Below are 16106 nucleotides of genomic sequence, written 5' to 3' on the forward strand. Positions count from 1 at the left end.
CGCGCATGTGGAGCCCGAGAGTCCAACTTACCGCGCTGATAAGGGAATTGACAGGCCGGACCGAACCGCAGGGGCGTTCGGTCCGCACCCTCACACCAGGCCGAACGACCTCAGTGCCCAGCGCTGTGCCGGGCTCGGGTGGGCCGGCCAGTAGACGTAACAGACACCGCCCGTACCGGACTTGACGTTGCCGTTCGCGTCGTACCGCTTCGTGCGCAGCCAGATCGTCTCCCACTCGTGGCGCTTGTAGACGTGGCGGACCGCGTCGTCGTCCGGGGAGGCGGGGTCGTTGGCGATGACGTCGCCGTCCGCGGTGAAGCCGATGACCGTCATCAGGTGGCCGGAGGTGCCGTAGCCCGCGCCGGTCAGCTCCTCCTTGAGGAAGGACTGCGAGGTGATGACCGGGATGCCCGCGCGGACCAGGGTCTCCACGTCCTTCAGGGAGCCGAGGCGGGTGACGGCGGCGCTCATGTCGCGGTACGTGGCCGCGTAGGCGGCGTTGAAGGGCCAGTTGCCGCAGCCCTCGTACTGGTTGTCGTACGTGAAGCGGGCGGCGTGGCAGACCTGGGGATCCTGTATGCCGGGCTCGACCCAGGCGAGGTCGGCGGCGGAGGGCCTGCGGCCCCAGTACTCGATGATCATCTGGGAGGAGGTGGGGCTGCACCACGCCTCGCCGCCGTTGTCGTACTCGGGGTACTGGCCGACGTGGACGTTCTGGGAGTAGCGCGGCACCGCCAGTTCGCGGACCAGGCCCGGGGTGCTCGCCGGCACCGTGAAGCGGTCCGGGATGTCCGAGGCCATCGCGCCCACGCGCCACACCGTCGGGGTGAGCCGGGTGCCCGGGGTGCGGTACAGGGTCAGCCGGAGGCGGTACGACAGCAGGCGCAGGCCGCTCGCGGCGTCGTCCACCGAGAAGGTGTCCGTCCAGATGGAGCTCTTGCCGTCGCTCTGGTCGTCCACCGAGGTGCGGCGGATGTCCCCGTCGCCGGCTGCCCAGCAGCCCATCACGTACCAGGGGGTCTCGGTGCCGTCCGAGTAGCGGCCGCGCAGTTCGATCCTGATCCAGGTGCCGGCCGGGGTGTCCGCGTTCCAGGAGGCGATGACCTCGGTCGCGGGGACGGACGAGCGGTGGACCGGCGAGGTCCAGGTCGCGTACTCCCACGCGGCGGTGGTGCCGGTGTGCGGGTCGGTGTAGTCCGTACGGCCCAGCGGGTGCGCGAGGGCGAGGCCCGCACGGCGGCCGGCGACCGCGCGCGTCCCCGCGTTCCGGCCGAAGCGCCAGTCGGTGTACGTGGTCCAGGCGTGGTTGTCCACGGAGGGCGGCGCCGGCCTGTCGCGGCGGGGGGCGGCGGACGCGGAGGCGGCGGACGACAGTGCTCCGGCGCCGGCGGCCGCGGCGATGGCGGCGGCGAGCACGGTCCGGCGTGTGGTGGGACTGGGCATGGGCGAGACCCCCGGTCGTCGGCGGAATGGGGCTGCGGTGCACGACAGTGCGCCAACTATCGCGGTTCGCGTCCCGGTTCGGCCAGCGTTTCGGCCCGTGCCGGTCAATCAATATTGGTCTCTACCACTGGCGTGACCTGCGGCTGGGCCGAACGGCCCAGCACGCGCCCCGGCTCGTAGGCTGGGCGCATGGACGACCTCGCTCCCCACGCCGCCCGGCTGCGCGCCCTCCCGCCGTCCTGCGGGCCGGTGCGGCTGATCGCCGTCGACGGGCACGCGGGATCGGGCAAGAGCACCTTCGCCGGCCGGCTCGCGGCAGCGCTCGGCGACGCGCCCGTACTGCACCTGGACGACCTCGCGACGCACGAGGAGCTGTTCGCCTGGACGGGCCGGCTGCACGGGCAGGTGACGGGACCGCTGTCGCGCGGCGAGACCGCGCACTACGCGCCGTACGACTGGACGGCCCGCGCCTTCGGACCGGCCAGGGCCCTGGAGCCGGCCCCGGTGATCCTCATCGAGGGGGTCGGCGCCGGCCGCAGCGCTCTGCGGCCCCTGCTGGCGCGGCTGTTGTGGATGGACCTCGGCGCCGAGGAGTCCTGGGAGCGCGGCCGGCGGCGCGACGGCCCCGCACTGCGCTCCTTCTGGGACGGCTGGGTGGCGGCCGAGACGGCGCACTTCTCGGCCGACCCGTCCCGTCCCTGGGCGGACGCTCTGGTACGGCAGTTGCCCCAGGGGTACGAGTGGCGCAAGGGACCCCTGCGGGAGCGGTGACGAACCGTTTCGTCACCCGGCGTGACCGACTCGCACCTCTGTACTGAGCAGCCGGAAATCGACTCGCAACCACCTCAACTCCGCTTGACCCGGGGGCGGTACAGGTCTTACGTTCTCAATGTGCGGCTTTTCGGAGCCCCCACAGACGCGAAGCCCCCGGTTGTTCCCCCGTGATCGGGGGCTTCGTCCTGTGCTCCCCGCACCTCTCCCTTCCCCTCGCCCTCACCCTGGGTCACGACGCGTCCGGGGCCTGCGGCACCCTTCGTCGGATACGCACCGCACAGGTACGATGCCTCTCGGTGCGGTCAATTCCCGTCCTCGGCACAGTGGTTCGGCGCGCCTCGGCGGGCCTTCGGGCGGCGGGACATCCTGGGGGCACGTTTGTGGGGGACCTGATGGACTTCGGCACGCAGGGCGCGCAGGCCCCCGCCGACCTCGCCTGGCTGCGGGGCGTGGACGCCTACACGATGGGCGCCTATCCGCAGGCCGAGGAGGAGTTCCGGGCCGCCGTGCGACAGGACCCCGGTATGGCGGACGCCTGGCTGGGGCTGCACGCCCTGCGCGTCGACACGGCGTCGGCCCTGCTGCACATGCACCGCCACCGCGACCGCTTCGGCGAACAGCGCGGCCGCTACCGGCGCACGCTCAACTCGTGGTACTGGCTGGGATGGTGGGTGCAGCCGGTCCTGGAGAGCCCGCGCGACCTGCTCCTCGCGCACGCCTCGCACTGGCTGGACGGCCGCCATGTCGCCGAGCTGGACCGGGCGTTGGCCGCGCTGCCACCGGTGGAGACCGATCCCCAGGTCCGCTTCCTGCATGCCTGCCGCTCCTATCTGGTCAAGGACTGGGAGCAGCTCGTACGCCACACCGAGCGGCTGATCGACGACCCGATGCTCGGCATCGAGGCGGGGCTGTTCGGCGGGATGGCGCGGGTGCGGCTGGAGATGTACGGGCAGGCCGAGCCGATGCTCGCGACGGCCCTGATGCGCTGCCGCAGCGAGCAGCCGCAGCGCAAGGAGCTGCGCTACTGGCTGGCCCGCGCGCACGAGGGCACCGGCCGCAGTGCCGCCGCCCTGCCGCTGTACCGCGCCGTGCACCGGATCGACCCCGCCTTCATGGACACCTCAGCGCGCCTCGCCGCCATCGCGGACTACGACGGGCTCGACGGCCCCGACGACATGTCCGGTCTCGCGGCCGTGTCCCTGACCGGCGTGGAGGCGGACGGGTTCTACGCGGAGGGCCTGACGGAGCCCGCGCCATCGCCGGGCACCGATCAGGCGGACGGCAGGGAGCTCTCGCCGGGCAATGAGCCTGCCGACCCGCCCGGTACCGGGGTCTCCCCGCTGCCCGGCGGCGTACGGGCGAAGACCTCGGTGCCGGCGCAGCCCTTCCCGGCCGGGCCCAGCGACCCGGCGCTGCTGGCCGAGGCGCTGGCCGAGCTGGAGCGGATGGTCGGTCTGGAGCCGGTGAAGCGGCAGGTGAAGGCCCTGTCGGCGCAGTTGAACATGGCGAGGCTGCGGGCGGGCCAGGGGCTCCCCGTACAGCCGCCGAAGCGGCACTTCGTGTTCTCCGGGCCGTCCGGCACCGGCAAGACGACGGTGGCCCGCATCCTGGGCCGGGTCTTCTACGCGCTCGGCCTGCTCGGCGGCGACCACCTCGTGGAGGCACAACGGGCCGACCTGGTGGGCGAGTTCCTGGGCCAGACCGCCGTGAAGGCGAACGAGCTGATCGACTCGGCACTCGGCGGGGTGCTCTTCGTCGACGAGGCGTACAGCCTCTCCAACACCGGGTACAGCAAGGGTGACGCGTACGGCGACGAGGCCCTTCAGGTCCTGCTCAAGCGGGCGGAGGACAACCGGGACCACCTCGTCGTCATCCTGGCCGGTTACCCGGAGGGCATGGACCGGCTGCTGTCCACCAACCCGGGGCTCTCCTCACGCTTCACCACCCGGGTGGACTTCCCCAGCTACCGCCCGCTGGAGCTCACCGCGATCGGCGAGGTGCTGGCCGCGGAGAACGGCGACGTCTGGGACGAGGAGTCGCTGGAGGAGCTGCGCTCGATCAGCGGCCATGTCGTCGGCCAGGGCTGGCTGGACGAGCTGGGCAACGGCCGCTTCCTGCGGACGCTGTACGAGAAGAGCTGCGCCTACCGCGATCTGCGGCTCTCCGGCTGTACGACGGTGCCCACCCGGGACGACCTGGCGACGCTGCGGCTGCCGGACCTGATGCAGGCGTACGGCGAGGTGCTGTCGGGGCGCGGACCGGTGGGCCGGGGGCAGCAGGAGCCGCCGGCGCTGTGAACCGTGCGGCCGGCCACCGGAGCGTTCCGGTGGCCGGTTCACGCAGACGGTTCAGCCGACCAGGGCGCCCGCGCCGTCCGGGTCCGTCGTCCGCTCCTCCGTGCGGCGCGGCTCCGCCACCCGGTGCGCCGGGTCGCGCACCTCGCCGACCAGCGTTTCCAGGACGTCCTCCATCGCGACCAGGCCGAGCACCCGGCCCGAGGCGTCGGCGACCTGGGCGAGGTGCGTGGCGGCGCGCCGCATCACCGTCAGGGCGTCGTCCAGCGGGAGTTCGGCCCGTACGGTCGCCATCGGGCGCCACAGCTGCTGGGGCACCGCACGCTCGCGGTCCTCCAGGTCGAGGACGTCCTTGACGTGCAGGTAGCCCATGAACGGGCCGCCGCCCTCGGCGCAGACCGGGAAGCGCGAGAAGCCCGTGCGGACGGTCAGCTCCTCGATCCGGCGCGGGGTGACCGACGGGTCGACGGTCACCAGCGAAGCCCGGCGCAGCAGGACGTCGGTGACCGGGCGGCTGCCCAGCTCCAGGGCGTCCTCCAGGCGTTCCTGCGCGTCGGGTTCGATGAGACCGGCCTGACCGGAGTCCTCGACCAGGCGGTTGAGCTGCTCGCTGGTGAAGACGGCCTCCACCTCGTCCTTCGGTTCGACGCCGAAGAGGCGGAGCACGAGCCGGGCGCAGGCGCCGAGCGCCGCGGTGACCGGCCGGCAGAGCCGGGCGAAGCCGACGAGGCCGGGGCTGAGCCAGAGCGCGGTCTTCTCCGGCGCGGCCATCGCCAGGTTCTTCGGGACCATCTCGCCGATGACGAGGTGGAGGAAGACGACGAGGACGAGCGCGAGGACGTAACCGAGCGGGTGGATCAGCCCCTCGGGCAGGTGCACGGCGGCGAAGACCGGCTCCAGGAGGTGGGCGACGGTGGGTTCGGCGACGGCGCCCAGGGTCAGGGAGCAGATGGTGATGCCGAACTGGGCCGCCGCCATCATCTGGGGCAGGTTCTCCAGGCCGTACAGCACCTGGCGGGCGCGGCCGGAACCGGCCGCGGCGAGGGGTTCGACCTGGCTGCGGCGCACGGAGACGAGGGAGAACTCCGCGCCGACGAAGAAGCCGTTGGCCAGGACGAGGAGTGCGGCGAAGACCAGCTGGACGAGGCTCATCGCGCGGCCTCCAGGACGGCCGGTTCCGAGGCGTGCGCACCGGCCCGCTCGGCCACGCGCACGAAACGGACCTGCTCGGCGCGGTAGTGGCCGACCTGGCGGACCGCGATCCGCCAGCCGGGGAGTTCGGCCCGGTCGCCGGGCGCGGGGATGCGGCCCAGCAGATCGGCGACGAGTCCGGCGACCGTCTCGTACGGGCCGTCGGGCACGTCGAGCCCTATGCGGCGCAGGGTGAGGACGCGGCAGCTGCCCTCGGCGTCCCAGGCGGGCCGGCCGTCCTCGGGCGGGGCGGGGGCCAGCTCGGGGCGGTCGGCGCCCTCGGCGTCGTGCTCGTCGCGGACCTCGCCGACGAGCTCCTCGATGATGTCCTCCAGGGTGACGACGCCGGCGGTGCCGCCGTACTCGTCGACGACGACGGCGATCGGCTGCTCCTTGCGCAGCCGCTGGAGCAGCTGTTCGACGGGCAGCGTCTCGGGCACCAGGAGCGGCGGCACGGCGATCCGGCCGGCCGTGGTGCGCAGCCGGTCGGGGGCCGGGACGGCCAGGGCGTCCTTGAGGTGGATCATGCCGACGACCTCGTCGATGCGCTCCCGGTAGACGGGGAAGCGGGACAGGCCGGTGGCGCGGGTGAGGTTGAGGACGTCCGCCGCGGTGGCGGAGGTCTGCAGGGCGCTGACCTTCACGCGCGGGGTCATGACGTGCTGGGCGGTGAGCCCGGCGAGCGACAGGGTCCGTACGAAGAGGTCGGCGGTGTCCTGTTCGAGGGTGCCCGCCTCGGCGGAGTGCCGGGCGAGGGAGACCAGCTCGCCGGGGGTGCGGGCGGAGGCCAGCTCCTCGGTGGGCTCGACGCCGAGGAGGCGTACGAGCCGGTTGGCCGCGGTGTTCAGGGCGCCGATGACCGGCCGGAAGAGGCGGGTGAAGCGGGCCTGCGGTCCGGCGACGAACCGGGCCACGGTGAGCGGGTGGGAGACCGCCCAGTTCTTCGGGACGAGTTCGCCGATGACCATCTGGACGGCGGCGGCGAGCAGCATGCCGGTCACCACGCTGACGGTGGGGATCGCGCCGTCGGGCAGGCCGGTCAGGGCGAGGGGTCCGTCCAGCAGCTGGGCGAGCGCCGGCTCGGCGAGCATGCCGACCACCAGGGAGGTGATGGTGATGCCGAGCTGGGTGCCGGAGAGCTGGAAGGAGAGCTCGCGCAGGGCGTCGGTGACCGAGCGGGCCCGGCGGTCGCCCTCGGCGGCGGCACGCTCGGCGTCCGCGCGTTCCACGGTGACGAGACCGAATTCGGCCGCCACGAAGAAGCCGTTGGCGAGGATGAGAAGGAATGCCGCGCTGAGCAGCAAGAGGGGGGTTGTCATGCCGCCGCCTCCGCGGAGGGGGCGGCGCAGGTACTACCGGACGATCCGTCCATTGCTGGAGGGAGTCACTCCTCGGGTCGCAGGAAAATCCCCGCCGGCCGCGTGGGCCTTCGGGCGGGGCGGGGCGCGCACGGGGCGCCGCCACCCTCCAGAGTAATCAACGCAGGGCCGTACGGGGCAAGACGCCCCCCAGGTCCTGTCTGGAGTTCCCCCGCGGCGTCGCGGCGGAACTCCAGACAGGACCTAGCCGTTGTCCGTGCCCGTGCCGTGGTTCTCGGCGAGGGCGCGCAGGGCCCGGGCGTCCCGGATGGCCCGCTGCTTGGCGATGCCGGGCTGGATGCCGAGGACGGGCATGCTGGTGCCGTCGCTGAGGTCGAGGAAGACCCACGGGTCGCCGGCCCGCAGGTTGACGCGGACGATCTGCGCCCAGGAGAGGCGACGGGTGCGCGTGAGGTTGACCACCGTCACGCCCTCCTCGTCGGCGACGACCTTGGGGCGGCTGAGCAGCGCCAGGACGCCGAAGAACAGCAGCGCGGTGAAGACGAAGCTGACCCGCTCTCCCCCGCTGAGCTGTTCGAGGGTGAAGGCGACGACGGTGATGACGGCGAACATCGCCGCGCCGACGGCCAGCAGGACCACCCGGGTGCGGGTCGGCCGGAAGGTGACCGGCAGGGCCGGGAGGCCGGGCGGGGGTGTGGGGGCTGACATCGTGCTCTTCTTCCGTCCCCGCCGTCAGAGCCGGCAGGCGTGGATCGCGGTGGTGAGGATGGCGCGGGCGCCGAGGTCGTACAGGTCGTCCATGATCCGCTGCGCCTCGGCGGCGGCGACCATGGAGCGGACGGCGACCCAGCCCTCGTGGTGCAGCGGGGAGATGGTCGGCGACTCCAGGCCGGGGGTGAGGGCGACGGCGCGTTCCAGGTGCTCGACGCGGCAGTCGTAGTCCATCATCACGTAGCTGCGGGCCACCAGGACGCCCTGGAGGCGGCGCAGGAACTGCTGGACCTTGGGCTCTTCGGCGGGGGCGCCGGTGCGCCGGATGACGACGGCCTCGGAGGTCATGATGGGTTCACCGATGACTTCGAGGCCGGCGTTGCGCAGGCTGGTGCCGGTCTCGACGACGTCCGCGATGACCTGGGCGACGCCGAGCTCGATGGCGGTCTCGACGGCGCCGTCGAGGTGGACGACGGAGGCGTCGACGCCGGACTCGGCGAGGTGCTTGGCGACGATGCCCTCGTAGGAGGTGGCGATCGTCAGGCCGCCGAAGTCCTGCGGTCCCGCTACGGTCCCGGGCTTGGTGGCGTAGCGGAAGGTGGAGCGGGCGAAGCCGAGCTGGAGGATCTCCTCGGCCTCGGCGCCGGAGTCGAGCAGCAGGTCGCGGCCGGTGATGCCGATGTCGAGGCGGCCCGAGCTGACGTAGATGGCGATGTCGCGGGGGCGCAGGTAGAAGAACTCGACCTCGTTGGCGGGGTCGACGAGGACGAGTTCCTTCGACTCCTTGCGCTGCTTGTAGCCCGCCTCATGGAGCATCGCCATCGCAGGCCCGGAGATAGCACCCTTGTTGGGGACGGCGATGCGCAGCATGAGGTCGGGTTTCCTTTGCGAAAGGTGTGGCGGGATGACGTACGGGAGCGTGCGGGGCCTGGCTCAGAGGTGGGCGTAGACGTCGTCGAGGGAGATCCCGCGCGCGACCATCATCACCTGGACGTGGTACAGCAGCTGCGAGATCTCCTCGGCGGCGGCGTCCTTGCTCTCGTGCTCGGCGGCCATCCAGACTTCGGCGGCCTCCTCGACGACCTTCTTGCCGATGGCATGGACCCCCTTGTCCACCAGCTCGGCGGTGCGGGAGGTGGAGGGGTCGCCGTTGGCGGCCTTGAGCTGCAGCTCGGCGAAGAGCTCTTCGAAGGTTTTGTTCGCCATGATGTGCTCAGAATACGGGGTGCCGGGCCCGCACTCAGCGCCAGGGTTCGCTGACCGAGCGCAGTGTGGCGGCGGTGGCGACGGCGGCGGTGACCGCTTCGTGCCCCTTGTCCTCGTTGGACCCTTCGATGCCCGCGCGGTCGAGCGCCTGTTCCTCGGTGTCACAGGTGAGGACGCCGAAGCCGACCGGGACGCCGGTGTCGACGGCGACCTGGGTGAGGCCGTTGGTGACGCCGTGGGACACGTATTCGAAGTGCGGGGTGCCGCCGCGGATGATCACGCCGAGGGCGACGATCGCGTCGTACCCGCGTCCGGCGAGCGCCTTGGCGACGACCGGGAGCTCGAAGCTGCCGGGGACCCGCAGCAGGGTCGGCTCGTCGATGCCCAGCTCGTGCAGGGCGCGCAGGGCGCCGTCGACGAGTCCGTCCATGACCTTCTCGTGCCACTGTGCGGCGACGACCGCCACACGGAGGTCACCGCAGTTGCGTACGGACAGTTCGGGTGCGCCCTTGCCGCTCATGTCTCTCCTGGCTTCTCTGTACGGGTGACTGCTGGTGGAGCTACTGGTTGCCGCAGGTCGACGCGGTGGCGGCGTCGAGCCAGGGCAGGTCGTGTCCCATGCGGTCGCGCTTGGTGCGCAGGTACCGCAGGTTGTGCTCGCCGGCCTGGACGGGCATCGGCTCGCGGCCGGTGACGGTCAGGCCGTGCCGGATGATCGCGGCGGTCTTGTCGGGGTTGTTGGTCATCAGGCGCAGGCTGTGCACGCCGAGGTCCTTGAGGATCTGGGCGCCGGCCGCGTAGTCCCGGGCGTCGGCGGGCAGGCCGAGCTCCAGATTGGCGTCGAGCGTGTCGACGCCCCGCTCCTGGAGTTCGTACGCGCGCAGCTTGGAGAGCAGGCCGATGCCCCGGCCCTCGTGGCCGCGCAGGTAGACGACGACGCCGCTCCCCTCGTCCGTGATGCGGCGCATGGAGGCGTGCAGCTGGGGGCCGCAGTCGCAGCGCTCGGACGCGAAGATGTCGCCGGTCAGGCACTCGGAGTGGACGCGGACCAGGACGTCCTCGCCGTCCTCGATGTCGCCGTGGACCAGCGCGACGTGCTCGACGCCGTCCACGGTGGAGCGGTAGCCGTACGCGGTGAACGCGCCGAAGCGGGTCGGGAGACGGACCTCGGCCTCGCGGCGGACGGTGGGCTCGCTGCTGCGGCGGTACGCGACCAGGTCCTCGATGGAGATGATCGTGAGGCCGTGCTTGCGGGCGAACGGCACCAGCTGGGGCAGCCGCAGCATGACCCCGTCCTCGCCCGCGATCTCGACGATCGCCCCGGCGGGCCTCAGGCCGGCGAGCCGGGCCAGGTCGACGGCGGCCTCGGTGTGGCCGTTGCGCACGAGCACCCCGCCGGAGCGGGCACGCAGCGGGAAGACGTGGCCGGGGCGCACGAAGTCGCCGGGGCCGGCCGTACCGCCGGCGAGCAGGCGGAGCGTGGTGGCGCGGTCGGCGGCGGAGATGCCGGTGGACACGCCGTGGGCGGCGGAGGCGTCGACGGAGACGGTGAACGCGGTCTGCATCGACTCGGTGTTGTGGTCGACCATCTGGGGCAGTTCGAGCCGTTCCAGCTCGTCGCTCTCCATGGGCGCGCAGATCAGGCCGCGGCACTCGCTCATCATGAAGGCGATGATCTCGGGGGTGGCCTTCTCGGCGGCGATGACGAGGTCGCCCTCGTTCTCGCGGTCCTCGTCGTCGACGACCACGACGGGCCGGCCGGCCGCGATGTCGCGGACGGCCTGCTCGACGGGGTCGAGGGCGAGGTCCTCGACGGGCGCTCCGTGGTCCGGGTGCAGCCAGGTGGGCCGGGCAGTCATGCCGTGGCTCCTTCCAGAGCGGGTGTCCGCGTACGCAGCCACCAGTCGCGCATGCCCCACAGGACGAGGGCGCCGTAGACGACGTAGATGAGACCGGAGAAGGCGAGTCCGCTGTGGAAGTTCAGCGGGACGCCGACCAGGTCGACGAGCAGCCAGGCGAACCAGAACTCGACCATGCCGCGGGCCTGGGCGAGCATCGCGACCAGCGTGCCGGCGAAGATGTAGGCGTCCGCCCACGGGCTCCAGGAGAGCGAGGGGAAGGCGGTGAACAGGCCGCCGACCGCGAGGGTGCCGAGGGCGGCCCCGCCGACCAGGTAGCCGCGTTCGCGCCAGGTGGCGAAGCGGACCGCTAGGGAGCCGTCCTGGGCCTGCTGCCGGCCCCGGGTCCACTGCTGCCAGCCCCAGACGGCGACCGCGATGACGATGACCTGCTTGCCGACGCTGCCCGCCTGCTGGACGGAGACGTTGGCGGCGACCAGCACGACGCCGGACAGGAGCTGGGCGGGCCAGGTCCAGATCGAGCGCAGCCAGCCGAGCGCGAGGGCGATCAGGCCGATGGTGTTGCCGATCATGTCGGACCAGATGATGTGCTGGTCGAGGACGGTGAAGGCCTCGGAGTTCAGCCAGTGCAGGGCGCTCACTTCGGGTCCTTGCCGGTCTGCGGGGCGGAGTCGCCGAGCAGTCGCTCGACGTACTTCGCGATGACGTCCACTTCGAGGTTGACCGGGTCGCCGGGCCCCTTGATGCCGAGCGTGGTCAGCGCGAGGGTGGTGGGGATGAGGCTGATGGTGAAGTAGTCGGGTCCGGCGTCCACCACGGTCAGGCTGACGCCGTCGACGGTGATCGAGCCCTTCTCCACCACGTACCGGGTGAGGGCGGCCGGGAGCGAGATCTTCACGATCTCCCAGTTCTCGGAGGGCCGGCGCTCCAGGATGCGGCCGGTGCCGTCGACGTGGCCCTGGACGATGTGGCCGCCGAGCCGCCCGCCGAGCGCCATGGGGCGTTCGAGGTTGACGCGGGAGCCGGTCGTCAGGGCGCCGAGGCTGGAGCGGTTCAGCGTCTCGGCCATCACATCGGCGGTGAACTCGTGCTCGCCGAGGTCCACGACGGTCAGGCAGACGCCGTTCACGGCGATCGAGTCGCCGTGCTTGGCGCCCTCGGTGACGACGGGGCCGCGCAGACGGAAGCGGGAGGCGTCGTCGAGCTGCTCGACGGCGGTGACCTCACCCAGTTCTTCGACAATTCCGGTGAACACTCAGTTTTCCTTCCGGGCGGGGCCGGGAACGGCGGTGACGCGCAGATCGGGGCCGATGCGGACGGTCTCCGTCACATCGAGGCGCAACGCCTCGGCGAGGGTGGGGATTCCGGCGTCGGCGAGGGCGGCGGGTCCCGCGCCGAGGAGGACGGGGGCGAGATAGCCGACGACCTTGTCGACGAGTCCCGCGGCGACGAAGGCACCGGCCAGGACCGGGCCCCCTTCGAGGAGTACGGAGCGCACGCCGCGCTCGTGGAGGGCGGCGAGCAGGGCGGTCAGGTCGAGGCCGGGCCCGCCGTGGGCGCGCGGGAGGCGCAGGACGGCCTCGTCGGGCAGGTGGCGGGCGTCGGCGTCCTCGGCGACCGCGACCAGGGTGGGCGCGGAGGCGTCGAGGACCCGGGCGCCGGGCCGGACGGCGGTGGCGCGGGTGTCGACGACGACCCGCAGGGGCTGGACCGCGCCGTCGACGCCGCGCACCCCGAGCTGGGGGTCGTCGGCGCGGGCGGTGCCGGAGCCGACGACGACCGCGTCCGCCTCGGCGCGCAGCCGGTGGACGTCGGCGCGGGACTCGGCGGAGCTGATCCAGCGGCTGGTGGCGTCGGCGGCGGCGACCCGGCCGTCCAGGCTCGCCGCGTACTTCCAGGTGACGTGCGGGCGGCCCCGGCGCACCGAGGTCAGCCAGGCGGCGTTGCCCGCCTCGGCCTCGTCGGCGAGGAGGCCCGCCTCGGCCCGGACGCCGGCGGCGCGGAGGGTGTCGGCACCGCCGGTGGCCTGCGGGTTCGGGTCGCCGACGGCGTAGACGACCCGGGCTACGCCGGCCTCGATGAGCGCCTGGGCACAGGGGCCGGTGCGGCCGGTGTGGTTACAGGGTTCGAGGGTGACGTAGGCGGTGCCGCCACGGGCCCGGTCGCCGGCCGCGCGCAGGGCGTGGATCTCGGCGTGCGGGCCGCCGGCGCGCTGGTGGAAGCCCTCGCCGACGGTCTGCCCGGCGGCGTCGAGGACGACGCATCCGACGACCGGGTTGGGGCTGGTGGAGCCGAGGCCGCGGGCGGCGAGCGCGATGGCTCGGCGCATGGCGGTGGTGTCGGCTGCGGTGTCCACCGGGTCCTCCTGCCTCTTCGGGCACGGACTCCGGGGCCTGTCGATGACGACAGAAGAAGCGGGAACGCACGACAGGGACGCCGGAATGCCGGAATGCCGGAAGGTCCGGAAACCATCCGCCGACGGCGGCGTACCCGCGAAACGGCCCGCCGCGCACTGCCTCCCATCCGGACTTTAACCGTCGGTCCAGGAATCCCACCTGGTCAACCGGCCGCTGGATGCGGACGGGTCGCGGACTATAACCGCCGGTTCGGAATTGCACCGACCCCGGAGTGCGCTGCTGCTGGTACACGATCAGTGTGCCACGAGCGGGCATGAGCCATACGGGTGAACGCTGTGGAGTGGCTCACAGACAGCCCGTGACAAGGGCTCTTTTCGGACACCCGTAGAGGAATGGATCGCGATTGGTCCAGACCTATTGACGCACTGGTCTAGTCCTCTTAATCTCTGCGTCACCTCCGAGGACCGGTTTCCTGGTGTGCGCACGCCCGGGACCCAACACGACCCACCCCCTTGTCAGTTGTGTTCTGCCGACCTCCCCAGGAGGAACCGAACGTGCTGTCCCCCACTCGCGCGAGAGCCTCGCTCCTCGCCGCCGGCGTCTCCATCGCCGCGCTGCTGATCGGCTCGCTCGCCGCTACCCCCTCGCAAGCCGCCGACCAGGAGTCCTGTCGCCCCGACGGGCTCTACGAGACGCCGGGCGTCGCCGTCCCCTACTGCTCCGTGTACGACTCCGAGGGCCGCGAGAAGATGGGCGCCGACCACCCGCGGCGCGTCATCGGCTACTTCACGAACTGGCGGACCGGCAAGGACGGCAAGCCCGCCTACCTCGCCTCCGACATCCCCTGGGACAAGGTCACCCACCTCAACTACGCCTTCGCCCACGTCGACGGATCGAACAAGATCTCCGTCGGCGCGGACGGGCCGGAAAACGCCTCCACCGGCATGACCTGGCCGGGCGTCAAGGGCGCCGAAATGGACCCGGACCTCCCCTACAAGGGCCATTTCAACCAGCTGAGCAAGTTCAAGAAGCAGTACCCGAACGTCAAGACGATGGTCTCCGTCGGCGGCTGGGCCGAGACCGGCGGCTACTTCGACGACAGCGGCAAGCGCGTCGACTCCGGCGGCTTCTACTCGATGGCCGCCAACGCCGACGGCTCGGTCAACCAGGCCGGGATCAACACCTTCGCGGACTCGACCGTCGACTTCATCCGGAAGTACGGTTTCAACGGCGTCGACATCGACTACGAGTACCCGACCACCATGAAGGACGCCGGGAACCCGCTGGACTGGACGCTGTCCAACGCCCGCCGGGCGGGTCTGGTCAAGAGCTACGCCGCGCTGATGAAGACCCTGCGCGAGAAGCTCGACCGGGCCTCCGCCGCCGACGGCCACCACTACCTGCTCAGCGTCGCCGCCCCCTCGTCCGGCTACCTGCTGCGCGGCATGGAGACCTTCCAGGTCCAGAAGTACCTGGACTACGTCAACATCATGTCGTACGACCTGCACGGCGCCTGGAACGAGTACGTCGGCCCCAACGCCGCGCTGTTCGACGACGGCAAGGACGCCGAACTCGCCCAGGCGAGCGTCTACTCGACCTCGCAGTACGGCGGCACCGGCTACCTCAACACCGACTGGGCGTACCACTACTTCCGCGGTTCCATGCCGTCCGGCCGTATCAACATCGGCCTGCCGTACTACACCCGCGGCTTCAAGAACGTGCAGGGCGGCACCAACGGCCTGTGGGGCAAGGCGGCTTCCACCGACTGTCCGGCCGGTGCGGGGCTGACCAAGTGCGGTGACGGCGCCGTCGGCATCGACAACCTCTGGCACGACCAGGACACCAACGGCAAGGAGGCGCCCGCCGGCTCCAACCCGATGTGGCACGCCAAGAACCTGGAGAAGGGCATCGTCGGCGACTACGTCACGGACTACGGGTTCCCCGCGGACACGAAGCTGACCGGCGCCTACGTACGCAACTACGACTCCACGCTCGTCGCTCCGTGGCTGTGGAACGCCGAGAAGAAGGTCTTCCTCTCCACCGAGGACGAGCAGTCCGTGCAGGCCAAGGCGGACTACGTGGCCGACAAGGGCATCGGCGGCACGATGATCTGGGAGCTGGCCGGCGACTACGGCTGGAACGCGTCCAAGGGCCAGTACGAGCCCGGCTCGACGCTCACCTCGACGATGTACGACACCTTCAAGAAGGCCGCGCCGTACGGGGCGAAGCGCTCCACGATCGACCTGCCGACGCAGGCCCTGGACATCGACGTGTCCTTCGGCCAGTTCCCGCTCGGCGACTCCAACTACCCGATCAGCCCCAAGCTGACGATCACCAACAACACGAAGGCGACGCTGCCCGGCGGCACGGAGTTCCAGTTCGACTACTCCACCTCGGCGCCCGCCAACGCCAAGGACCAGTCGGGCTTCGGCACCACGATCGTCCGGAGCGACCACACGGCCGCGAACAACGTCGGCGGGCTGAAGGGCGACTACAACCGCGTCTCCCTGAAGCTGCCGTCCTGGCAGAGCCTGGCGCCCGGCGCGTCGGTCCAGGTGGACTTCGTGTACTACCTGCCGACGTCCACCCCGTCCAACTGGACGGTGACCTTCGGCGGCAAGTCCTACGCCCTGGCGGCGGACCTGGCCCGCGGTACGACGGTCGTCGAACCGGACACGGGCTCGACGCCGGCCCCCGACCCGTCGGGCACGACCGGCCCCGGCCCGGACCCGTCGGGCGGCACGTGCGCGGCTGCGGCGTGGAGCGCGAGCGCGGAGTACGGCGCCGGTACGACGGTGAGCCAGGACGGCCACCAGTGGAAGGCGAAGTGGTGGACGAAGGGCGAGAAGCCCGGCTCCACCGGTGAATGGGGCGTCTGGCAGGACCTGGGCGCCTGCTGACCGTTCCCTTTGAAGCCCGTCCGGCGTTTGAGGACGGAACCCCCCGCCCCGG

14 protein-coding genes and 1 riboswitch are annotated in these 16106 nt (G+C 71.7%); of the genes, 3 read left to right on the plus strand and 11 right to left on the minus strand.

Going from position 1 to position 16106, the window contains the following annotated elements; all coding sequences use genetic code 11:
* Nucleotides 1–90: 90 nt before the first annotated feature.
* Nucleotides 91–1443, minus strand: a complete 1353-nt coding sequence (locus OG242_RS03855; protein WP_405896798.1) for a peptidase C39 family protein — start codon at nucleotides 1441–1443, stop codon at nucleotides 91–93.
* Between the two features lie 189 nt (nucleotides 1444–1632).
* On the opposite strand from OG242_RS03855, the gene OG242_RS03860 reads away from it, so the two are divergent.
* Both OG242_RS03860 and OG242_RS03865 read left to right on the plus strand, forming a co-directional pair.
* Nucleotides 1633–2214 (plus strand): uridine kinase, encoded by a 582-nt coding sequence (locus OG242_RS03860; RefSeq protein ID WP_405896799.1) that lies wholly within the window; start codon nucleotides 1633–1635, stop codon nucleotides 2212–2214.
* 395 nt (nucleotides 2215–2609) lie between these two features.
* Complete coding sequence (locus tag OG242_RS03865; RefSeq protein ID WP_405896800.1) at nucleotides 2610–4514, plus strand: AAA family ATPase; 1905 nt, start codon at nucleotides 2610–2612, stop codon at nucleotides 4512–4514.
* 51 nt (nucleotides 4515–4565) lie between these two features.
* Here the strand turns inward: OG242_RS03865 and OG242_RS03870 are convergent, their stop codons facing one another.
* The 10 genes from OG242_RS03870 to ribD form a co-directional block, all read right to left on the minus strand.
* Nucleotides 4566–5663: a hemolysin family protein gene (locus tag OG242_RS03870; RefSeq protein WP_405896801.1), complete on the minus strand. Its 1098-nt coding sequence runs from the start codon at nucleotides 5661–5663 to the stop codon at nucleotides 4566–4568.
* The gene (locus OG242_RS03875; protein ID WP_405896802.1) at nucleotides 5660–7021 is read right to left on the minus strand and encodes a hemolysin family protein; all 1362 of its coding nucleotides are present in this window, start codon (nucleotides 7019–7021) and stop codon (nucleotides 5660–5662) included. Before OG242_RS03875 ends, OG242_RS03870 begins: the two co-directional genes overlap by 4 nt.
* 243 nt (nucleotides 7022–7264) lie before the next feature.
* The gene (locus tag OG242_RS03880; protein WP_405896803.1) at nucleotides 7265–7729 is read right to left on the minus strand and encodes a PH domain-containing protein; all 465 of its coding nucleotides are present in this window, start codon (nucleotides 7727–7729) and stop codon (nucleotides 7265–7267) included.
* Nucleotides 7730–7753: 24 nt separating this feature from the next.
* Nucleotides 7754–8602 carry an ATP phosphoribosyltransferase gene (gene hisG / locus OG242_RS03885; RefSeq protein ID WP_405896804.1) on the minus strand — a complete coding sequence of 283 codons (849 nt, stop codon included), beginning with the start codon at nucleotides 8600–8602 and terminating at the stop codon, nucleotides 7754–7756.
* A 63-nt stretch (nucleotides 8603–8665) separates the two neighbouring features.
* The gene (locus OG242_RS03890; protein ID WP_018524273.1) at nucleotides 8666–8938 is read right to left on the minus strand and encodes a phosphoribosyl-ATP diphosphatase; all 273 of its coding nucleotides are present in this window, start codon (nucleotides 8936–8938) and stop codon (nucleotides 8666–8668) included.
* Nucleotides 8939–8972: 34 nt separating this feature from the next.
* Nucleotides 8973–9458: a 6,7-dimethyl-8-ribityllumazine synthase gene (gene ribH / locus OG242_RS03895; protein ID WP_405896805.1), complete on the minus strand. Its 486-nt coding sequence runs from the start codon at nucleotides 9456–9458 to the stop codon at nucleotides 8973–8975.
* Between the two features lie 40 nt (nucleotides 9459–9498).
* Nucleotides 9499–10797 carry a bifunctional 3,4-dihydroxy-2-butanone-4-phosphate synthase/GTP cyclohydrolase II gene (locus OG242_RS03900; RefSeq protein WP_405896806.1) on the minus strand — a complete coding sequence of 433 codons (1299 nt, stop codon included), beginning with the start codon at nucleotides 10795–10797 and terminating at the stop codon, nucleotides 9499–9501.
* On the minus strand, nucleotides 10794–11438 hold the full coding sequence (locus tag OG242_RS03905; RefSeq protein ID WP_405896807.1) for a nicotinamide riboside transporter PnuC: 645 nt from the start codon (nucleotides 11436–11438) through the stop codon (nucleotides 10794–10796). The genes OG242_RS03900 and OG242_RS03905 overlap by 4 nt, the downstream gene beginning before the upstream one ends.
* The gene (locus tag OG242_RS03910) at nucleotides 11435–12052 is read right to left on the minus strand and encodes a riboflavin synthase (protein ID WP_405896808.1); all 618 of its coding nucleotides are present in this window, start codon (nucleotides 12050–12052) and stop codon (nucleotides 11435–11437) included. Before OG242_RS03910 ends, OG242_RS03905 begins: the two co-directional genes overlap by 4 nt.
* Nucleotides 12053–13153: a bifunctional diaminohydroxyphosphoribosylaminopyrimidine deaminase/5-amino-6-(5-phosphoribosylamino)uracil reductase RibD gene (gene ribD / locus OG242_RS03915; protein WP_405896809.1), complete on the minus strand. Its 1101-nt coding sequence runs from the start codon at nucleotides 13151–13153 to the stop codon at nucleotides 12053–12055.
* A gap of 149 nt (nucleotides 13154–13302) precedes the next feature.
* Nucleotides 13303–13433: riboswitch (FMN riboswitch) on the minus strand.
* Nucleotides 13434–13708: 275 nt separating this feature from the next.
* Between ribD and OG242_RS03920 the strand changes: the two genes are divergently transcribed.
* A complete protein-coding gene (locus OG242_RS03920; protein WP_405896810.1) occupies nucleotides 13709–16054 on the plus strand; it encodes a chitinase C-terminal domain-containing protein in 2346 nt (781 codons plus the stop codon).
* Nucleotides 16055–16106 lie beyond the last annotated feature (52 nt).

Origin of the sequence: Streptomyces sp. NBC_00727 (assembly GCF_045161745.1) — a bacterium.
Taxonomy (GTDB): domain Bacteria; phylum Actinomycetota; class Actinomycetes; order Streptomycetales; family Streptomycetaceae; genus Streptomyces.